Origin of the sequence: Pseudomonas sp. R28(2017) (genome assembly GCF_002112505.1) — a bacterium.
Taxonomy (GTDB): Bacteria; Pseudomonadota; Gammaproteobacteria; order Pseudomonadales; family Pseudomonadaceae; genus Aquipseudomonas.
Genome location: NZ_NEHW01000008.1, coordinates 292,261 through 307,759 on the forward strand (window position 1 = coordinate 292,261; position 15,499 = coordinate 307,759).

The 15,499-nt window shown below is 62.6% G+C and carries 16 protein-coding genes and 2 rRNA genes; 2 read left to right on the forward strand and 16 right to left on the reverse strand.

Annotated elements, in window-relative coordinates; all coding sequences use genetic code 11:
* Positions 1-20: 20 nt before the first annotated feature.
* Genes thiO through CAF78_RS16470 form a run of 5 tightly spaced genes read right to left on the reverse strand, consistent with a single transcriptional unit; the run spans position 21 to position 2,865 of the window.
* Positions 21-1,118 (reverse strand): glycine oxidase ThiO, encoded by a 1,098-nt coding sequence (thiO, locus tag CAF78_RS16450; protein ID WP_085674071.1) that lies wholly within the window; start codon positions 1,116-1,118, stop codon positions 21-23.
* 53 nt (positions 1,119-1,171) lie between these two features.
* Positions 1,172-1,561 (reverse strand): type IV pilin protein, encoded by a 390-nt coding sequence (locus tag CAF78_RS16455; RefSeq protein ID WP_085674073.1) that lies wholly within the window; start codon positions 1,559-1,561, stop codon positions 1,172-1,174.
* 1 nt (position 1,562) lies between these two features.
* Positions 1,563-2,036 (reverse strand): hypothetical protein, encoded by a 474-nt coding sequence (locus CAF78_RS16460; RefSeq protein WP_085674075.1) that lies wholly within the window; start codon positions 2,034-2,036, stop codon positions 1,563-1,565.
* Entirely contained in the window at positions 2,033-2,686 is a 654-nt protein-coding gene (locus CAF78_RS16465; RefSeq protein WP_085674077.1) for a PilW family protein, read from the reverse strand. Before CAF78_RS16465 ends, CAF78_RS16460 begins: the two co-directional genes overlap by 4 nt.
* On the reverse strand, positions 2,683-2,865 hold the full coding sequence (locus CAF78_RS16470) for a prepilin-type N-terminal cleavage/methylation domain-containing protein (RefSeq protein ID WP_085674079.1): 183 nt from the start codon (positions 2,863-2,865) through the stop codon (positions 2,683-2,685). The genes CAF78_RS16465 and CAF78_RS16470 overlap by 4 nt, the downstream gene beginning before the upstream one ends.
* Before the next feature lie 109 nt (positions 2,866-2,974).
* Here CAF78_RS16470 and CAF78_RS16475 point away from each other — a divergent pair, with 109 nt between their 5' ends.
* Positions 2,975-3,451, forward strand: a complete 477-nt coding sequence (locus CAF78_RS16475) for a GspH/FimT family pseudopilin (protein ID WP_085674082.1) — start codon at positions 2,975-2,977, stop codon at positions 3,449-3,451.
* A gap of 1 nt (position 3,452) precedes the next feature.
* Here CAF78_RS16475 and ispH read toward each other — a convergent pair whose 3' ends face one another.
* The 6 genes from ispH to murJ form a co-directional block, all read right to left on the reverse strand.
* A complete protein-coding gene (ispH, locus tag CAF78_RS16480; RefSeq protein ID WP_085674084.1) occupies positions 3,453-4,400 on the reverse strand; it encodes a 4-hydroxy-3-methylbut-2-enyl diphosphate reductase in 948 nt (315 codons plus the stop codon).
* A gap of 14 nt (positions 4,401-4,414) precedes the next feature.
* Complete coding sequence (gene fkpB / locus CAF78_RS16485) at positions 4,415-4,852, reverse strand: FKBP-type peptidyl-prolyl cis-trans isomerase (RefSeq protein ID WP_003247607.1); 438 nt, start codon at positions 4,850-4,852, stop codon at positions 4,415-4,417.
* Positions 4,845-5,360 carry a signal peptidase II gene (gene lspA / locus CAF78_RS16490; protein WP_054886101.1) on the reverse strand — a complete coding sequence of 172 codons (516 nt, stop codon included), beginning with the start codon at positions 5,358-5,360 and terminating at the stop codon, positions 4,845-4,847. The genes fkpB and lspA overlap by 8 nt, the downstream gene beginning before the upstream one ends.
* Complete coding sequence (gene ileS / locus CAF78_RS16495) at positions 5,353-8,184, reverse strand: isoleucine--tRNA ligase (RefSeq protein WP_085674086.1); 2,832 nt, start codon at positions 8,182-8,184, stop codon at positions 5,353-5,355. The genes lspA and ileS overlap by 8 nt, the downstream gene beginning before the upstream one ends.
* Positions 8,181-9,131, reverse strand: coding sequence for a bifunctional riboflavin kinase/FAD synthetase (gene ribF / locus CAF78_RS16500; protein ID WP_085674088.1), 951 nt, complete (start codon positions 9,129-9,131; stop codon positions 8,181-8,183). The genes ileS and ribF overlap by 4 nt, the downstream gene beginning before the upstream one ends.
* Before the next feature lie 118 nt (positions 9,132-9,249).
* Complete coding sequence (gene murJ, locus CAF78_RS16505) at positions 9,250-10,788, reverse strand: murein biosynthesis integral membrane protein MurJ (RefSeq protein WP_085674090.1); 1,539 nt, start codon at positions 10,786-10,788, stop codon at positions 9,250-9,252.
* Between the two features lie 250 nt (positions 10,789-11,038).
* Here murJ and rpsT point away from each other — a divergent pair, with 250 nt between their 5' ends.
* The gene (gene rpsT, locus CAF78_RS16510) at positions 11,039-11,317 is read left to right on the forward strand and encodes a 30S ribosomal protein S20 (RefSeq protein WP_003247625.1); all 279 of its coding nucleotides are present in this window, start codon (positions 11,039-11,041) and stop codon (positions 11,315-11,317) included.
* 152 nt (positions 11,318-11,469) lie between these two features.
* On the opposite strand, the gene CAF78_RS16515 is transcribed toward rpsT, so the two are convergent.
* From CAF78_RS16515 to CAF78_RS16535, 5 genes are all read right to left on the reverse strand, one after another.
* Positions 11,470-13,770 (reverse strand): PqiB family protein, encoded by a 2,301-nt coding sequence (locus tag CAF78_RS16515; protein WP_085674092.1) that lies wholly within the window; start codon positions 13,768-13,770, stop codon positions 11,470-11,472.
* A complete protein-coding gene (locus tag CAF78_RS16520) occupies positions 13,763-14,386 on the reverse strand; it encodes a paraquat-inducible protein A (protein WP_085674094.1) in 624 nt (207 codons plus the stop codon). Before CAF78_RS16520 ends, CAF78_RS16515 begins: the two co-directional genes overlap by 8 nt.
* Positions 14,373-15,032 carry a paraquat-inducible protein A gene (locus CAF78_RS16525; protein ID WP_085674097.1) on the reverse strand — a complete coding sequence of 220 codons (660 nt, stop codon included), beginning with the start codon at positions 15,030-15,032 and terminating at the stop codon, positions 14,373-14,375. The genes CAF78_RS16520 and CAF78_RS16525 overlap by 14 nt, the downstream gene beginning before the upstream one ends.
* 137 nt (positions 15,033-15,169) lie before the next feature.
* Positions 15,170-15,285: ribosomal RNA gene (gene rrf, locus CAF78_RS16530) — 5S ribosomal RNA — on the reverse strand.
* A gap of 136 nt (positions 15,286-15,421) precedes the next feature.
* Positions 15,422-15,499: ribosomal RNA gene (locus CAF78_RS16535) — 23S ribosomal RNA — on the reverse strand; the annotation flags it as partial.

Below are 15,499 nucleotides of genomic sequence, written 5' to 3' on the forward strand. Positions count from 1 at the left end.
GCAAAGCGGGCCCGGCAATCTCAGCCCAAACGCCCCTCTGGCGCATAGGGCGCAGGGTCAATGATCGGCTCAGCCCCCGTCAGCAGGTCGGTGAACAGCTGACACGAAGCCGGCGCCAGCACCAACCCGTTGCGGTAATGCCCGCAGTTCAACCACAAGCCCTCATGCCCAGGCACCGGCCCAATATAGGGGATGCCTTCCGGCGAGCCTGGCCGCAGTCCGGCCCAGTGCCCCACCACCGTGGCATCCTTGAGTTCAGGCAGCAGTTCGATGGCGGACGCCTTGAGGCTGGCCAGCGCGTCCTCGGTCGGGGTTTTGTCGTACCCGGCATGCTCCAGCGTACTGCCCACCAGAATGTGCCCGTCACGACGCGGGATCGCATAGCGCCCCTTGGCCAGCACCATGCTCGGCAGGAAGTCCTCGGCACATTTGAACAGGATCATCTGGCCCTTCACCGGTTCGACCGGCAGCTCGAGCCCCAGGGTGCGCAGCAGGTCGCCACTCCAGGCGCCGGCGCTGAGCACCACTTCATCCGCCGTGAGCATGCCGTCAGCGGTCTGTACGCCTGCCACACGCCCATTCTCATGAACGAATCCGCTGACCTGGCAGTGCTCGCGCAAGGTCACGTTGGGCAGCGCCTGCAACGCGGCCTTGAGCGACTTCACCAGCCGCGGATTGCGGACGTTGGCCACACCGGCCATGAAGATCGCCCGCTTGAAGCCCGGGCCAAGTACCGGCACCGCATCGTAGGCGGCCGAGATATCCACAGCGCTGAGGGGCCGCCGTTCGCGCTCGGCCCAGGCCAAGGCCTCGGCCTCGTCGTCCAGATCGAGCCAGTACAGGCCCGTGGTGTGCACTTCTGGGTCGACACCGGTCGTGGTAAACAGGCGCTCACCCAGCTGTGGATAAAAATCCTGCGACCAATGCGCCAGGGCGGTAACTGCCGGGCTGTAGCGCCAGGGGTACAACGGCGAGACGATACCACCGCCCGCCCAGGAAGACTCGCGGCCAACCTCGCCCTGGTCACACACCACCACCTGGCCGACCTTGGCCGCCAGGTTGAACGCGGTCAGCAGGCCGATCACCCCGCCGCCGACCACCACTACTTGCTTGCTCATCTGTCGATCCAACACCTGAAGTAAATCCGCGATGCCTGGGCATCATTCAACCTTCAGCTTCCCCAGCAGCGCTCGCTGCCTTCCGCAGCACCCGGGTTGCTCTGCACGCCCGCCTGGTCGAGCTGGAAATCGCCACAGCGATCATCGGCCATCAGGCCATCGGGCAGGCGCCGGGCGGTCAGCGTGAAGGTGCCGCTGTCGCGCTGGGCCTGCAGGCGATAATGACGGTTGGCGGCGGGCAATTGCGGGTCGCCTTCGGCGTAATCGCCGCTGCGCACGCGATGGCGCTCCAGGCGCAGGGCAGCGTCATGCAGCAGGCCAACCACTTCGCTGCGTGCGGCTCGCCTGAGCTGGTCGCTGTAACTGGGGTAGGCAATGGCTGCCAGAATGCCGGTGACGGCCACGACAATCAATAACTCGATCAGGGTCATGCCTTGCTGCATGTCAGTCTCCTCTCAATCTCTGCCGCCAGAGGATGCGCTGGGGTGCTTGTGCTTGAGCGGTTGGTACGGCGTAGACGGCCTCAAGGACCTGGCGGGCCGTCAGTTGCTGGCTGACGGCTGTTATTCGGTACAAGGTGACCTGCTCACCCTCGGGCATATGTGCAGCTCGGTCGGTTTCACCCAGGTTTTGCAGGTGAAAGTAACCGCGCTCGTGGTTGTGCCATTGGCCTTGCAGATCGTGCGGACGTGCAGGTGGCTGGCAGTCGCTGCATTTTCCGGGCGGGGAGCGCTGCAGTTGGTCGACGCCGGCCAGCAGTACCACCTCCGCTTGTTCAAACGCCTTCAGGCCGTCATGCATGAGGCCGGTCATGCGCGTTTCGACGAGTGCATCGCGCAGGGCTGAAGCCGCGAGCAGGCCCAGCAGCAGGCTGAACACCAGCGCGAGCAACAACACGATGCCGCGCTGACGGTTCATGGCACGGACACCGGATTTCGTAGCGCCACGCTCAGTTCATGGAGCTGCTCAAGTTGCGAGGTTGGCTCGTACAACGTGAGTTGAAGATCCACCCGCTCCCCTTCTGGCACATGCACATGCTCTACACGCATCTGGCGTACATGGTCGACCAGTGTCTGCGAGTTGTCCCCGTAGCGTCGTCGAAACGTCAGCGAAGTGCCTTTAAGTGCATAGCGGTGCCTACTAATGGGGATTGCCATGAGCGTGTCCGGATTCTCGATGCGCCCCTTGTGTACATGCGCACTTTCCATACAGTCCGTCAGCAAGGTCCACTCCGGCTCTCCAGTATGTCCCGGTAGTTCCGCCACGATCAGGCTCAAGCTAGACGGGCCGATTTCCAATGGCTGCTCGAAGGCCTGCCTCGCAACCGGGTCATTGAAGTTGCCCGGGCCCAACCGCAAACATCCGAACATGCCAGCCATGCGGATATCCTGGGCCATGCGCAACAGTGCCAGCCGGGCATCATCCTGAAGACGTAAAGCCGTACCTTGCAGCTGCCAAGTCCGGTGAGCAGAAGTGAACAGCTGACCGGCCACCGCCAGCACCATCAGACCGATAGCCAGCGCCAGCGTCATTTCGAGCAAACCGAAACCGCCCTGCTTGCGCCTCATCGCTGACCACGCTCTATTTCGCTGTGCTCTGCCAATGCTGCCTGCCCATCACGACGCGCATTCTCCGTGGCATGCAATGCCTTCAACTGCAAACCTGCCGCAGCGAATATGCCTACCGCGACCACCAGCATTGCGAGCAACACCTCAACCAGCGTCATGCCCCACTGCTTTTTTTGCATCCCTGCACCTCCTGCGACCTTTCCCGCAACTGCCTTGAACTTGTTCGACTGGACCTCATGTCCAACGACCGTGAAGCTAAAGCCAAGCACTTCCAGGGAGGAATGCACGGTGAGGCAACGTGGTGTAACACTGATACAAATGATGTTCGCCTTGGCCATGACGGCCTTGCTGACGCAACTCGGAATGCCTGCCTACGCCAGGTTGAGCGATGACCTACACAGAGCGGCGGCAGCCCGCGATCTGGCCCAGGCGCTGCGCAGCGCGCGCAGCCACGCCATGCTGCAAAGTCAGCCAGTGCAGGTGCAATCGCTGGAAAAGGACTGGGGGAAAGGTTGGCGGGTGGTGCTCGAAAGCAATCAGCAAGTGCTGCGCGAGCATCGCCTCTCACGGCCATTGAGAATCGCAGCCAACGCTGGCGAGCAAGTCAGGTTCAGTGCGCTGGGTGTCCCGGTGGGAAAGGGCAACAACTTCAAGAGCGCGACTTTGGCGATTTGTGACAGCCAGTATCACGTGGTACTGGCAAGCACCGGCAGGATCAGCCTGCGCACAGAGGATCGGAAAAATCCCTTGTGCGCAGGCCGCTGACTCAGATCAGCGAGCGAACCCGCAACTCTTTGGGCATGGAGAACGTGATGTTCTCCGGCCGCCCATCGAGCTCTTCGGCGCCGGTAGCGCCCCAGGCCTTGAGCTGGTCGATCACGCCGCGCACCAGCACTTCGGGGGCCGAAGCACCGGCAGTGATGCCGATCCGCGCTGCCTGGTCGAACCAGCCACGCTGCAGGTCCTCGGCACCGTCGATCAGGTAGGCCGGGGTGCCCATGCGCTCGGCCAGCTCGCGCAGGCGGTTGGAGTTGGAGCTGTTCGGGCTGCCGACCACCAGTACCACGTCACTCTCGCCGGCCAGCTGCTTGACGGCATCCTGGCGGTTTTGCGTGGCGTAGCAGATGTCGTCCTTGCGCGGGCCGCCGATGTTCGGGAAGCGAGCGCGCAGGGCATCGATGACGCGGCTGGTGTCATCCATCGACAACGTGGTCTGGGTGACGAAGGCCAGGTGGTCCGGGTCGTTCACCTGCAGCTGGGCAACATCGTCTTCGTCTTCGACGAGGTAGATGGCGCCGCCGTTGCTGGCGTCGTATTGCCCCATGGTGCCTTCGACTTCCGGGTGGCCTTCGTGGCCGATGAGAATGCACTCACGGCCATCGCGGCTGTACTTGGCCACTTCGATATGCACCTTGGTGACCAGCGGGCAAGTCGCGTCGAACACCTTCAGGCCACGGCCAGCGGCTTCCTGGCGCACAGCCTGGGAAACGCCGTGGGCGCTGAAGATGACGATGACATCGTCCGGCACCTGGTCCAGCTCTTCGACGAAGATGGCGCCACGGTTGCGCAGGTCTTCCACCACGAACTTGTTGTGCACCACTTCGTGACGCACGTAGATCGGCGGGCCGAAGACTTCCAGCGCACGGTTGACGATCTCGATCGCCCGGTCGACCCCCGCGCAGAAGCCGCGCGGGTTGGCGAGTTTGATTTGCATGCTCGGCTCCAGGCTTACAGCGCCTTCACCTCGAGGATTTCCACCTCGAAGGTCAGGGTCTTGCCAGCCAGTGGGTGATTGAAGTCGATGGTCACCTGGTCGTCGTCGAACGCTTTGACCACACCCGGCAGCTCGGTGTTGGCGGCATCGTTGAAGATGATCAGCAGCCCTTCGGACAACTCCATGCCTTCGAAGTTGGAGCGTGGCATGACCTGCACGTTCTGTGGGTTGGGCTGACCGAAGGCATTCTCCGGCGCCACCACCACGGTGCGCTTGTCACCGGCCTTGAAGCCGAACAGCGCGTTCTCGAAACCTGGCAGCAGGTTGCCGTCGCCGACCTTGAAGGTGGCCGGGGCCTTGTCGAAGGTGCTGTCGACGGTGTCGCCGTTTTCCAGGTGCAGCGCGAAGTGCAGGGTGACTTCGGTGTTCTGGCCGATACGGGTGTCAGTCATGGACCGGATCCTCGGACTTCTTGCTCTTGAACATATCCAGCGCCAGCATCACCGCACCAACGGTGATGGCGCTGTCGGCCAGGTTGAAGGCCGGGAAGTAATGACGGTTCTGCCAGTGCACCAGGATGAAGTCGACCACATGGCCGAGCACGATGCGGTCGTACAGGTTGCCGATCGCACCGCCCAGCACCAGCGCCAACGCCACCGCCAGCCAGGTCTCGCCGCGCCCCAGGCGCTTGAGCCAGACCACCAGCACGGCACTGACCACCACGGCGATCAGGGCGAACAGCCAGCGCTGCCAGCCGGCGCCATCGGCGAGGAAGCTGAAGGCCGCCCCGGTGTTGTACGCCAGGGTCCAGCTGAAGTAGTCAGGGATGACCACGATCTGCTGGTACATGGTCAGGGCGTTGTTGAAATACAGCTTGGTGGCCTGGTCGAGGACCAGGACCAGCAAGCTCAGCCAAAGCCATGCAAGGCGCCCGAAGCGCCCCGCCGCAGGGTTAGGCATAGTGACGCACCTCGCCTTCACCGGTCAGGTTGTCGACGCAACGGCCGCAGATTTCCGGGTGCTCCGGGTGGCTGCCGACGTCGGCGCGGAAGTGCCAGCAACGGCCGCACTTCACGTGGCCGGACTTGACCACCTGCAGCTTGAGGCCTTCGACTTCGGTGGCCACGGCTTCGGCCGGTGCCTGGGCGAACGGCACCACGCTGGCGGCCGAGGTGATCAGCACGAAGCGCAGTTCGTCGCCCAGCTTGCTCAGGTCGGCGCTCAGGCCTTCCTCGGCGAACAGGGTGACTTCGGCCTGCAGGTTGCCGCCGATGACCTTGGCGGTGCGCTGGTTTTCCAGCTCCTTGTTGACGGCGGCCTTGACGGCCATCACGCGGTCCCAGTAGGCGCGGTCCAGCTCGGTGCCTTCCGGCAGCTCGGTCAGGCCCTGGTACCAGCCGTTGAGCATCACCGACTCGTTGCGCTCGCCCGGCAGGTACTGCCAGATTTCATCGGCGGTGAACGCCAGGATCGGCGCGATCCAGCGCACCAGCGCCTCGCTGATGTGGTACAGCGCGGTCTGGCAGGAACGGCGGGCGACACTGTTGGCGCCGGTGGTGTACTGGCGGTCCTTGATGATATCGAGGTAGAAGCCACCCAGCTCCTGCACGCAGAAGTTGTGGATCTTCGAGTAGACGTTCCAGAAGCGGTATTCGCCGTAGTGCTCTTCCAGCTCACGCTGCAGCAGCAGGGTACGGTCCACCGCCCAGCGGTCCAGGGCGATCATTTCTTCCGGCTTGAGCAGGTCGGTGGCCGGGTTGAAGCCGGACAGGTTGGAGAGCAGGAAGCGCGCGGTGTTGCGGATACGGCGGTAGGCATCGGCGCTGCGCTGCAGGATCTGCTCGGAAACCGCCATCTCACCGGAGTAATCAGTCGCGGAAACCCACAGGCGCAGGATGTCGGCACCCAGGGTGTTGTTGACCTTCTCCGGCTCGATGGTGTTGCCCAGCGACTTGGACATCTTGCGGCCGCTTTCGTCCACGGTGAAGCCGTGGGTCAGCAGCTCGCGGTACGGCGCGTGGCCGTCGATGGCGCAACCGGTCAGCAACGACGAGTGGAACCAGCCGCGGTGCTGGTCGGAGCCTTCCAGGTACAGGTCGGCGCGCGGGCCGGTGGCGTGGCCGATGTCGTGCGAGCCACGCAGCACGTGCCAGTGGGTGGTACCGGAGTCGAACCAGACGTCCAGGGTATCGGCAATCTTGTCGTATTGGCCGGCTTCGTCACCCAGCAGTTCGGCAGCGTCCAGCTTGAACCAGGCTTCGATGCCCTCTTGCTCGACGCGCTTGGCCACGGCTTCCATCAGCTCGACGGTGCGCGGGTGCAGCTCGCCGGTCTGCTTGTGCAGGAAGAACGGAATCGGCACGCCCCAGTTGCGCTGACGCGAGATGCACCAGTCCGGACGGTTGGCGATCATCGAATGCAGGCGCGCCTGGCCCCAGGCCGGGACGAACGTGGTGTCTTCGATGGCTTTCAGCGCGCGCTCGCGCAACGGCTCGCCGGTGCTCGGCTGCTTGTCCATGCCCACGAACCACTGCGCGGTGGCGCGGTAGATCAGTGGGGTCTTGTGGCGCCAGCAGTGCATGTAGCTGTGGCTGATGGTTTCGGTGTGCATCAGCGCGCCGACTTCGCTGAGCTTGTCGACGATGGCCGGGTTGGCCTTCCAGATGAACTGGCCGCCGAAGAACGGCAGCGACTCGACGTACACGCCGTTGCTCTGCACCGGGGTGAGGATGTCGTCGTTGACCATGCCGTAGCGCTTGCAGGTGACGAAGTCGTCTTCACCGTAGGCCGGTGCCGAGTGCACCACGCCGGTACCGGCGCCCAGTTCGACATAGTCGGCCAGGTAGATCGGCGACAGGCGGTCGTAGAACGGGTGGCGGAAGTTGACCAGCTCCAGGGCCGAGCCCGGGGCGGTGGCGATCACCGAACCTTCCAGGTTGTAGCGCTTGAGGCACGACTCGACCAGCTCTTCGGCCAGCACCAGCAGGCGCTCACCGGTGTCGACCAGGGCGTACTTGAACTCCGGGTGGATGTTCAGCGCCTGGTTGGCCGGGATGGTCCACGGGGTGGTGGTCCAGATCACGATGGCGGCTGGCTTGGCCAGCGAAGCCAGGCCGAAGGCGGCGGCCAGCTTGGCCTCGTCGGCGACCGGGAAGGCCACGTCGATGGTCTGGGATTTCTTGTCGGCGTATTCGACTTCGGCTTCAGCCAGGGCCGAACCACAATCGAAGCACCAGTTCACAGGCTTGAGGCCCTTGAACACGAAGCCTTGCTTGACCATTTCGGCCAGGGCGCGGATTTCACCGGCCTCGTTGGCGAAGTTCATGGTCTTGTACGGGTTGTCCCAGTCACCCAGCACACCCAGGCGGATGAACTCGGTCTTCTGCCCTTCGATCTGCTCGGCGGCATACTCGCGGCACAGCTCGCGGGTGCGGTCGGCGGTCAGGTGCTTGCCGTGGGTGACCTCGACCTTGTGCTCGATCGGCAGGCCGTGGCAGTCCCAGCCCGGTACGTACGGCGCGTCGAAGCCGGACAGGGTCTTGGAACGGACGATCATGTCCTTGAGGATCTTGTTCAGCGCATGACCGATGTGAATCTTGCCGTTGGCATAGGGCGGGCCGTCGTGCAGGACGAACTTCGGACGATCCTTGCCAATTTCGCGCAGCTTCTGGTACAGGCCAATGCTGTCCCAGCGCTGCAGGATCTGCGGTTCGCGCTGAGGCAGGCCGGCCTTCATGGGGAAGGCGGTGTCCGGAAGGTTTAGCGTGGCTTTGTAGTCGGTCATTTCAGGCTCTTCGTTAGCGGTTGAGCGTGCCAATGTGCACGTGCGGCGGCGATATCCGCATCGATCGCCGACTTCAGCGCCTCCAGGGAGGCGAATCGCTGCTCTTCACGCAGCTTGTGGTGGAATTCCACCGTCAGGCGCCGGCCATACAGATCGCCGGCATAATCCAGTAGATGAATCTCGAGGTGCGGGCGGCCGTCACCGGCCACCGTCGGGCGCACGCCAATGTTGCCGACACCCGGCCAGGCCTTGCCGTCGATCTCGATGCTGGCCAGGTAGACCCCGGACAGCGGCACGCGGCGGCGCTTGAGCTGGATGTTGGCGGTCGGCGTGCCGAGCTGGCGGGCCAGCTTCTGGCCGTGCAGCACGCGGCCGGTAATACGGTATGGGCGGCCCAGCAGATGCTCGGCCAGCTCGAAGTCGCCTTCGGACAGCGCCTTGCGCACCTCGGTGCTGCTGACCCGCAGGCCGTCCTGGATCACCGTGTTGGCGGCTTCGACGGTAAACCCGTACTGCTCGCCCGCTGCGATCAGGAAGGCGAAGTCGCCGGCGCGGTCGCAGCCGAAGCGGAAATCATCGCCCACTTCGAGGTGGCGCACGCCCAGGCCGTCGACCAGGATCGCCTTGACGAAGGCATCGGCGCTGAGCTTGCTCAGGCGCTGGTTGAACGCCAGGCACAGGACCCGGTCGATGCCCTCGCCGGCCAGCAGCTCGACCTTGTCGCGCAGGCGCGCCAGGCGGGCGGGTGCGGTGTCGGGGGCGAAGTACTCGCGCGGCTGTGGCTCGAAGATCACCACGCAGGTCGGCAGGCCCAGCGCCTGGCCGCGCTCGCGCAGGCGCGCCAGGATAGCCTGGTGGCCGCGGTGAACCCCGTCGAAGTTGCCAATGGTGGCGACACAGCCCCGGTGCTCGGGGCGCAGGTTGTGAAGACCTCGAACCAGCTGCATAACGCGCTTCTTGCTCATAAAGTGGCCGATTATAACCACACCCGGGCGCCGGTGACAGGCAGCAGCGCCAAGGGGTGGCGTGGAATGCGAAAAACCGACGCCTGACCCGCCTTCTACCTCAATGCAGGGCCTTGCGGGCGAAATGCCGGGGCCGGAAACCACACAGGTACAGGCAACCGAAGTAGGTCACCACACCCGCCACGATCAACGCCCCCAGGCGCAGGAACCGTTCGAGCATGTTGCCCTGCTCCCAGGCCGGCAGGTAGTGCATGCCCACCAGCAGAACCGCTGCCATCAGGGTAACGGCCAGCACCAGCTTGAGCAGGTACATCGCCCAGCCCGGTTGCGGCTGGAACAGTTGCTGGCTGCGCAGCTTCCAGAACAAAAGGCCTGCGTTCAGGCAGGCCCCCAGGCTGATCGCCAGGGCCAGGCCGGCGTGCTGTAGCGGGCCGATCAGTGCCAGGTTGAACAGCTGCGTGCAGACCAGCGTGAAGATCGCGATCTTCACGGGCGTGCGGATATTCTGCTGCGCATAGAAGCCTGGTGCCAGTACCTTGACCAGAATGATCGCCAGCAGGCCGACCGAGTAGGCAATGAGTGCGCGCTGGGTCATCGCGGCGTCGAAGGCACTGAACTTGCCGTACTGGAACAACGCCACGGTCAGTGGCTCGGCGAGAATCGCCAGGGCCAGCGTACACGGCAGCACCAGCAGGAAGCACAGGCGCAGGCCCCAGTCCATGATCCGCGAATACTCTTCGCGGTCCTTGTTGGCGTAGGTCTTGGCCAGGGTTGGCAGCAGGATGGTGCCCAGGGCCACGCCCAGCACGCCGGACGGCAGTTCCATGAGGCGGTCGGCGTAGTACATCCACGACACCGAACCGGCAACCAGGAAGGAGGCGAAGATGGTGTTGATGATCAGCGAGATCTGGCTCACCGACACCCCGAGGATCGCCGGCAGCATCTGCTTGAGCACCCGCCATACGCCAGCGTCGCGCAGGTTCAGGCGCGGCAGCACGAGCATGCCGATCTTCTTCAGTGCTGGCAGCTGGTACAGCAACTGCGCCAGGCCGCCGGCCAGTACGCCCCAGGCCAGGGCCATGATCGGTGGATTGAAGTACGGCGTGAGCAGCACGGCGAAGATGATCATCGCCACGTTGAGCAGGGTCGGGGTGAACGCCGGAACGGAAAAGCGGTTCCAGGTGTTGAGAATCGCGCCGGCCAGGGACGACAGCGAAATCAGCAATATATAAGGGAACGTCACCCGCAGCAGGTCAGTGGTCAGCGCGTACTTCTCGGCGCTGTCGACGAAGCCTGGGGCGGTGGCCCAGACCACCCAGGGTGCGGCGAGGATGCCGACGGCCGTGACCAGGGCCAGCACCAGGGTCAGCAGGCCGCTGACGTAGGCGATGAACGTGCGCGTCGCCTCCTCGCCCTGCTGGGTCTTGTATTCGGCCAGGATCGGCACGAACGCCTGGGAAAATGCCCCTTCGGCAAAGATCCGCCGCAGCAGGTTGGGCAGCTTGAAGGCGATGAAGAAGGCGTCGGTGGCGATACCGGCACCGAAAACACGGGCCAGGATGGTGTCGCGCACAAAGCCCAACACCCGTGAAATCATGGTGATGGAGCTGACTGCAGCCAGGGATTTGAGCAGATTCATCGAAAAGATTCACGCCAGGGACAGAGGGCGCTGCCAGACAGCGTCCGAATGTGCGATACTCCCGCGCCTTCGCAGGGGAGCCAAAAATTCCCGAGTTTACAGGTAGCACGGCAGAAAGGAATATTTCCCGCCTGTTGCTGCACCACTCGGCGGAACCCTGCAGGTGGCCTTGACATCCGGTCGACTCATCGGCATGATTCGCGGCCTATTTTGTTTGCTATTTACCTAAAGTCTTTCGAGGAGCTCGACGGTGGCCAACACACCTTCCGCCAAGAAACGTGCAAAACAGGCTGAGAAGCGTCGCAGCCACAACGCCAGCCTGCGTTCCATGGTCCGCACCTACATCAAGAATGTAGTTAAAGCCATCGACGCAAAAGACGCCGAAAAAGCGCAAGCCGCTTACGTTCTGGCTGTGCCTGTAATCGACCGTATGGCCGACAAAGGCATCATCCACAAGAACAAGGCTGCTCGCCACAAAGGCCGTCTGAATGGCCACATCAAGGCGCTGAAAGAAGCTGCAGCTGCCTAAGCGACGTTCTTGTCGAAAAAACCGGCCCTAGGGCCGGTTTTTTTATGCCTGCGATTTAGGTCTTGCTCGATCACTACTGTCTTGCTCAATTTCTAGAATCTGGCGCGATCCCTGTGGGAGCGGCGGTTCGGCGCTCCCACATTGCTGGCTAGTTACTTGGCGATCTGGATCTTCGGTGCCCACTGCAGCCAGGCATCCTCAGGCTTGTCGAACAAGGCGAATGTCTGCTGCGGCCGCGCCGGGTTGCCCATCTGCTCGCCCTCAGGCGTGGCGAAGGCAATACCGCCATCGATCAGCGTCTCCAGCGACTCGGTACGCACCGTGGCGCCCTTGAACAGCCCCCAGTCGAAGCCGAAACCACTGCTGTTCCAGAACCGGCTGCCACCGCGCACCAGGGCGGCATAACGCGGCTCGATCAGAATGTGGATCAACACGCGATCTGCAGTCTGGCCAAGCTCGAAACCGGTCACCTTGCCCACCGCTACCTCGCGGTAGGTAACCGGCACGCCCGGCTTGATCGAACCACGCCGTGGTGCACTCAGGGTCAACGGCAGGCCCACTTCCTCGCCAGCGACCTCAGGCGCTTCGCCCAGCGCAATGAAATCACGCTGCGGCCCCTTGTCCTTCACCGCTGGCTGCACTTCGATGTACTGCCCGCCAATCAAGGTATCGAGGTTCTCGGTACGCACCAACCCGAGTGCCGGCTTGACCACCCAGAACTGCGTGCCTGCTCGGGCAATGCGGTCTGCCGCCTCGGTGATGCGTGCTCGCAGCAGTACCGCCTGCAAGTCTTTTGTCAGGTCTACGCTCTCGACGCTCCCCACATCCAGGCCGCGGAAGCGAATTGGCGTACCCGGCTTGAGGCCGTCGGCACGGGCTACGCGAATGGTGACCAGGGTACCGGTGCGGTTCACCGCCTCTTGGCTTTCCAGCAGGCGGAAGCGCGGGATACGGCGCTTGAGCGCAACATTGGGGGTAGGCGTGTCGAAGGCGATACCGCCGGCCATCAGGGTCTGCAACGACTCACTCTTGATCTTGATACCCGACAGGCCGCCGGTCAGGGTGATGCCGCTGACGTTCCAGAAACGCGAGGAACCGTTGACCAGGTTCTCGTACTCTTTCTCGATGTGCACACCAATCAGGATACGGTTGCTGTTACGGGCAAACTGGTAGCTCTGCACGCTACCGACCTTGACCTGGCGGTACATCACCGGGCTGCCGATCTCCAGCGAACCCAGCGTATCAGCGAACAGCACCAGGTGCAGGCCCGGGGCCTTAAGGTCCAGCGGCGGCGCCTTGGGCCGGGCCTCGAACTCGCGCTGCGGCTTGGCGCCCTTCTCGCCTGGGCGAATGGCAATGTAGTTACCTTTGACCAACGCCTCCAAGCCCGTGATACCCGCCAGGGAAATGGACGGCTTGACCACCCAGAACTGCGTCCCTTCGACCAGATAGTCCTCGGTCAACGGGTCCAGCGTCAGCTCGGCAGTGGCGCTGGCCAGGTTGTCTTCCATCTTCAGGGTTTTCAACGAGCCGACCTGAATACCCTTGTACATGACTGGCGTACGCCCAGCCTGCAGGCCTTCATAGTCGCTGAGTTTCACTTTCACACGGATACCCGCCTGGGCCGCATCGAAGTCTTCATACAGGCGAAACGGCAGGCTTGGGTCGGTTGGGGGGCTGTCCTTGCGATACTCCGGCGTGGCGAAGGCGATGCCGCCAGCGACGATGCTCGACAACGACTCGCTGCGCACCTTCACACCCGACAGATCAGCGTCGATGCTGATGCCGCTGGCATTCCAGAACCGCGTGTGTTTGCGCACCAGGCTGGCATAGGCCGGCTCGATGAACACCTTGACCTCGACCGTGCTCTGGTCTTCGGAAAGGCGATAGCTTTTTACTCGGCCAACCTGGATCTGCTTGTAGAACACCGGGCTGTCCCGGTTGAGCGAACCCAGGCGCTCGGCCTTGAGGGTCAGGTGCAGACCCGGCTCGGAGTCGGACAACGGTGGTGCGACCTTGAGTGCGGTAAAGCGCTTGGTCGGCTCGCCCTCGCCCGGGCTGACAGCGATGTAATTGCCGGATACCAGTGTTTCCAGGCCCGAAATACCGGCCAGGCTGACACTGGGCTTGACCAGCCAGAAGCGCGTGCCCTTGGTCAGGTGCGGTTCGGCGGCCTTGTTCATCTCGATGGTGGCGATCACCCCCTGGTTGTCACCCTTTGCGTCGAGCACCAGCTTGGTGACCTTGCCCACCGACATGCCTTTGAAGATCACCTCGGTCTTGTTGGCGACGATGCCTTCGCCGGTCTCGAACCGCACTTCGATCTCCACGCCAGCATCGCGATAGGCCTGCCAGGCCAGCCAGCCACCGATCATCAGCGCGATCAGCGGCAGGATCCAGATGGCCGACCAGTTCGAGGCAGGGCGGGTTTTAGCCGTTGGCATGTCACTCATGGTCGTCATCCGACTCCGTGTTATCCCAGATCAGTCGGGGATCGAAAGTTAAAGCAGCAAGCATCGTGAGGATCACCACAGTTGCGAAGGCGACAGCGCCCAGGTTGGCTTCGACACTGGCGATACGGCCGAAATTCACCACCGCCACCAGAATGGCGATGACGAAGATGTCCAGCATGGACCAGCGCCCTATGAACTCGATGAAGCGGTACATCAGGATCCGTTGCCTTGCCGACAGCGGCTGGCGGCGCTGGACCGAATACAGCAACAGGCCGATGCCGACCAGCTTGAAGGTAGGCACCAGGATGCTGGCAATGAACACCACGGCGGCGATTGGCACCATGCCGTGCTTGAGCAAGGTGATGACGCCGGACATGATGGTGTCGCCGCTCCCCTGCCCCAAGGTGCTGACAGTCATGATCGGCAACAGGTTGGCCGGGATGTACAGAATCGAGGCGGTGATCAGCAGCGCCCAGGTACGGATGATGCTGTTGGGGCGGCGCGCGTGCACGATGGCACCACAACGCGTACAGGTCTGCGAATCGCGCTCGGCCTCCTGACGGTTCAGCTCATGACACTCATTGCAGACCAGGATGCCTGCATCAATCGCCCGCATGGAGATCCTCCCCCGACAACGCGCTCCAGATCTGGTGTGGCGACATCACCACTTCGAGCCAGACCTGGATCAGCAATAGGCTGATAAAGCAGAACAGGCCAAGGCCAACGGTAAGCTCGGCCAGGTCCACTAGTTTGACGATCGCCACCAGCACGCCCATGAAATAGACCTCGAGCATGCCCCAGTCACGCAGGTGGTGATAGAAGCGGTAGAAAACCAGTCCGTAATCACGCCCGACATTCAGGCGGATGCTCAGCAGCACTGCCAGCTGGCACAGCAACTTGAGCAAGGGGACGGCCATGCTGCACAGGAACACCACCACGGCAACGCCGCGCATTTCCGAGTTGTACAGGCCCAGCACACCACTCCAGACGGTATCGTCCGAAGTCTGGCCAAGCAGGTGCAACTGCATGATGGGCAGGAAGTTGGCCGGCACGAACAGCAGCAAGGCCGTCAGCACCAACGCCAGGCTGCGGTTGACCACATTGTGCCGGTGGGCGTACAGCTCGTAGCCACAGCGTGGGCATTGGGCTTTTTCGTCATGCTGCAGCAGCGGCTTGCGCATCAGCAGGTCGCACTCATGGCAGGCGACCAGTTCGTTCAGCGGCAACTGCTCCAGGGCTTGGGTTTCGACGGGATCGGGCATCTCGGGATTCTGAATAGGTACGTCGGCTCTATTCTAGTGTTCCCAGCTCGAAATGTGGGAGACGACTAATGCCTGCCATGGAGCCAGAAAGACAAAACCCCTACCTGCATACGCAGATAGGGGTTTTGCGAAATGAATCTTGACGATGACCTACTCTCACATGGGGAAACCCCACACTACCATCGGCGATGCATCGTTTCACTACTGAGTTCGGGATGGGATCAGGTGGTTCCAATGCTCTATGGTCGTCAAGAAATTCTGTTGCCAGAATGTCCAGATGGACAGCCCAGCGAATTCGGATATGCGATATTTGTGATGTTGCTTGCGAACTTTCGGTTCGTTTCGTCTTCACCACCGCAATCTGCGCTAGCAAATTGCTTGGGTGTTATATGGTCAAGCCTCACGGGCAATTAGTATTGGTTAGCTCAACGCCTCACAGCGCTTACACACCCAACCTATCAACGTCG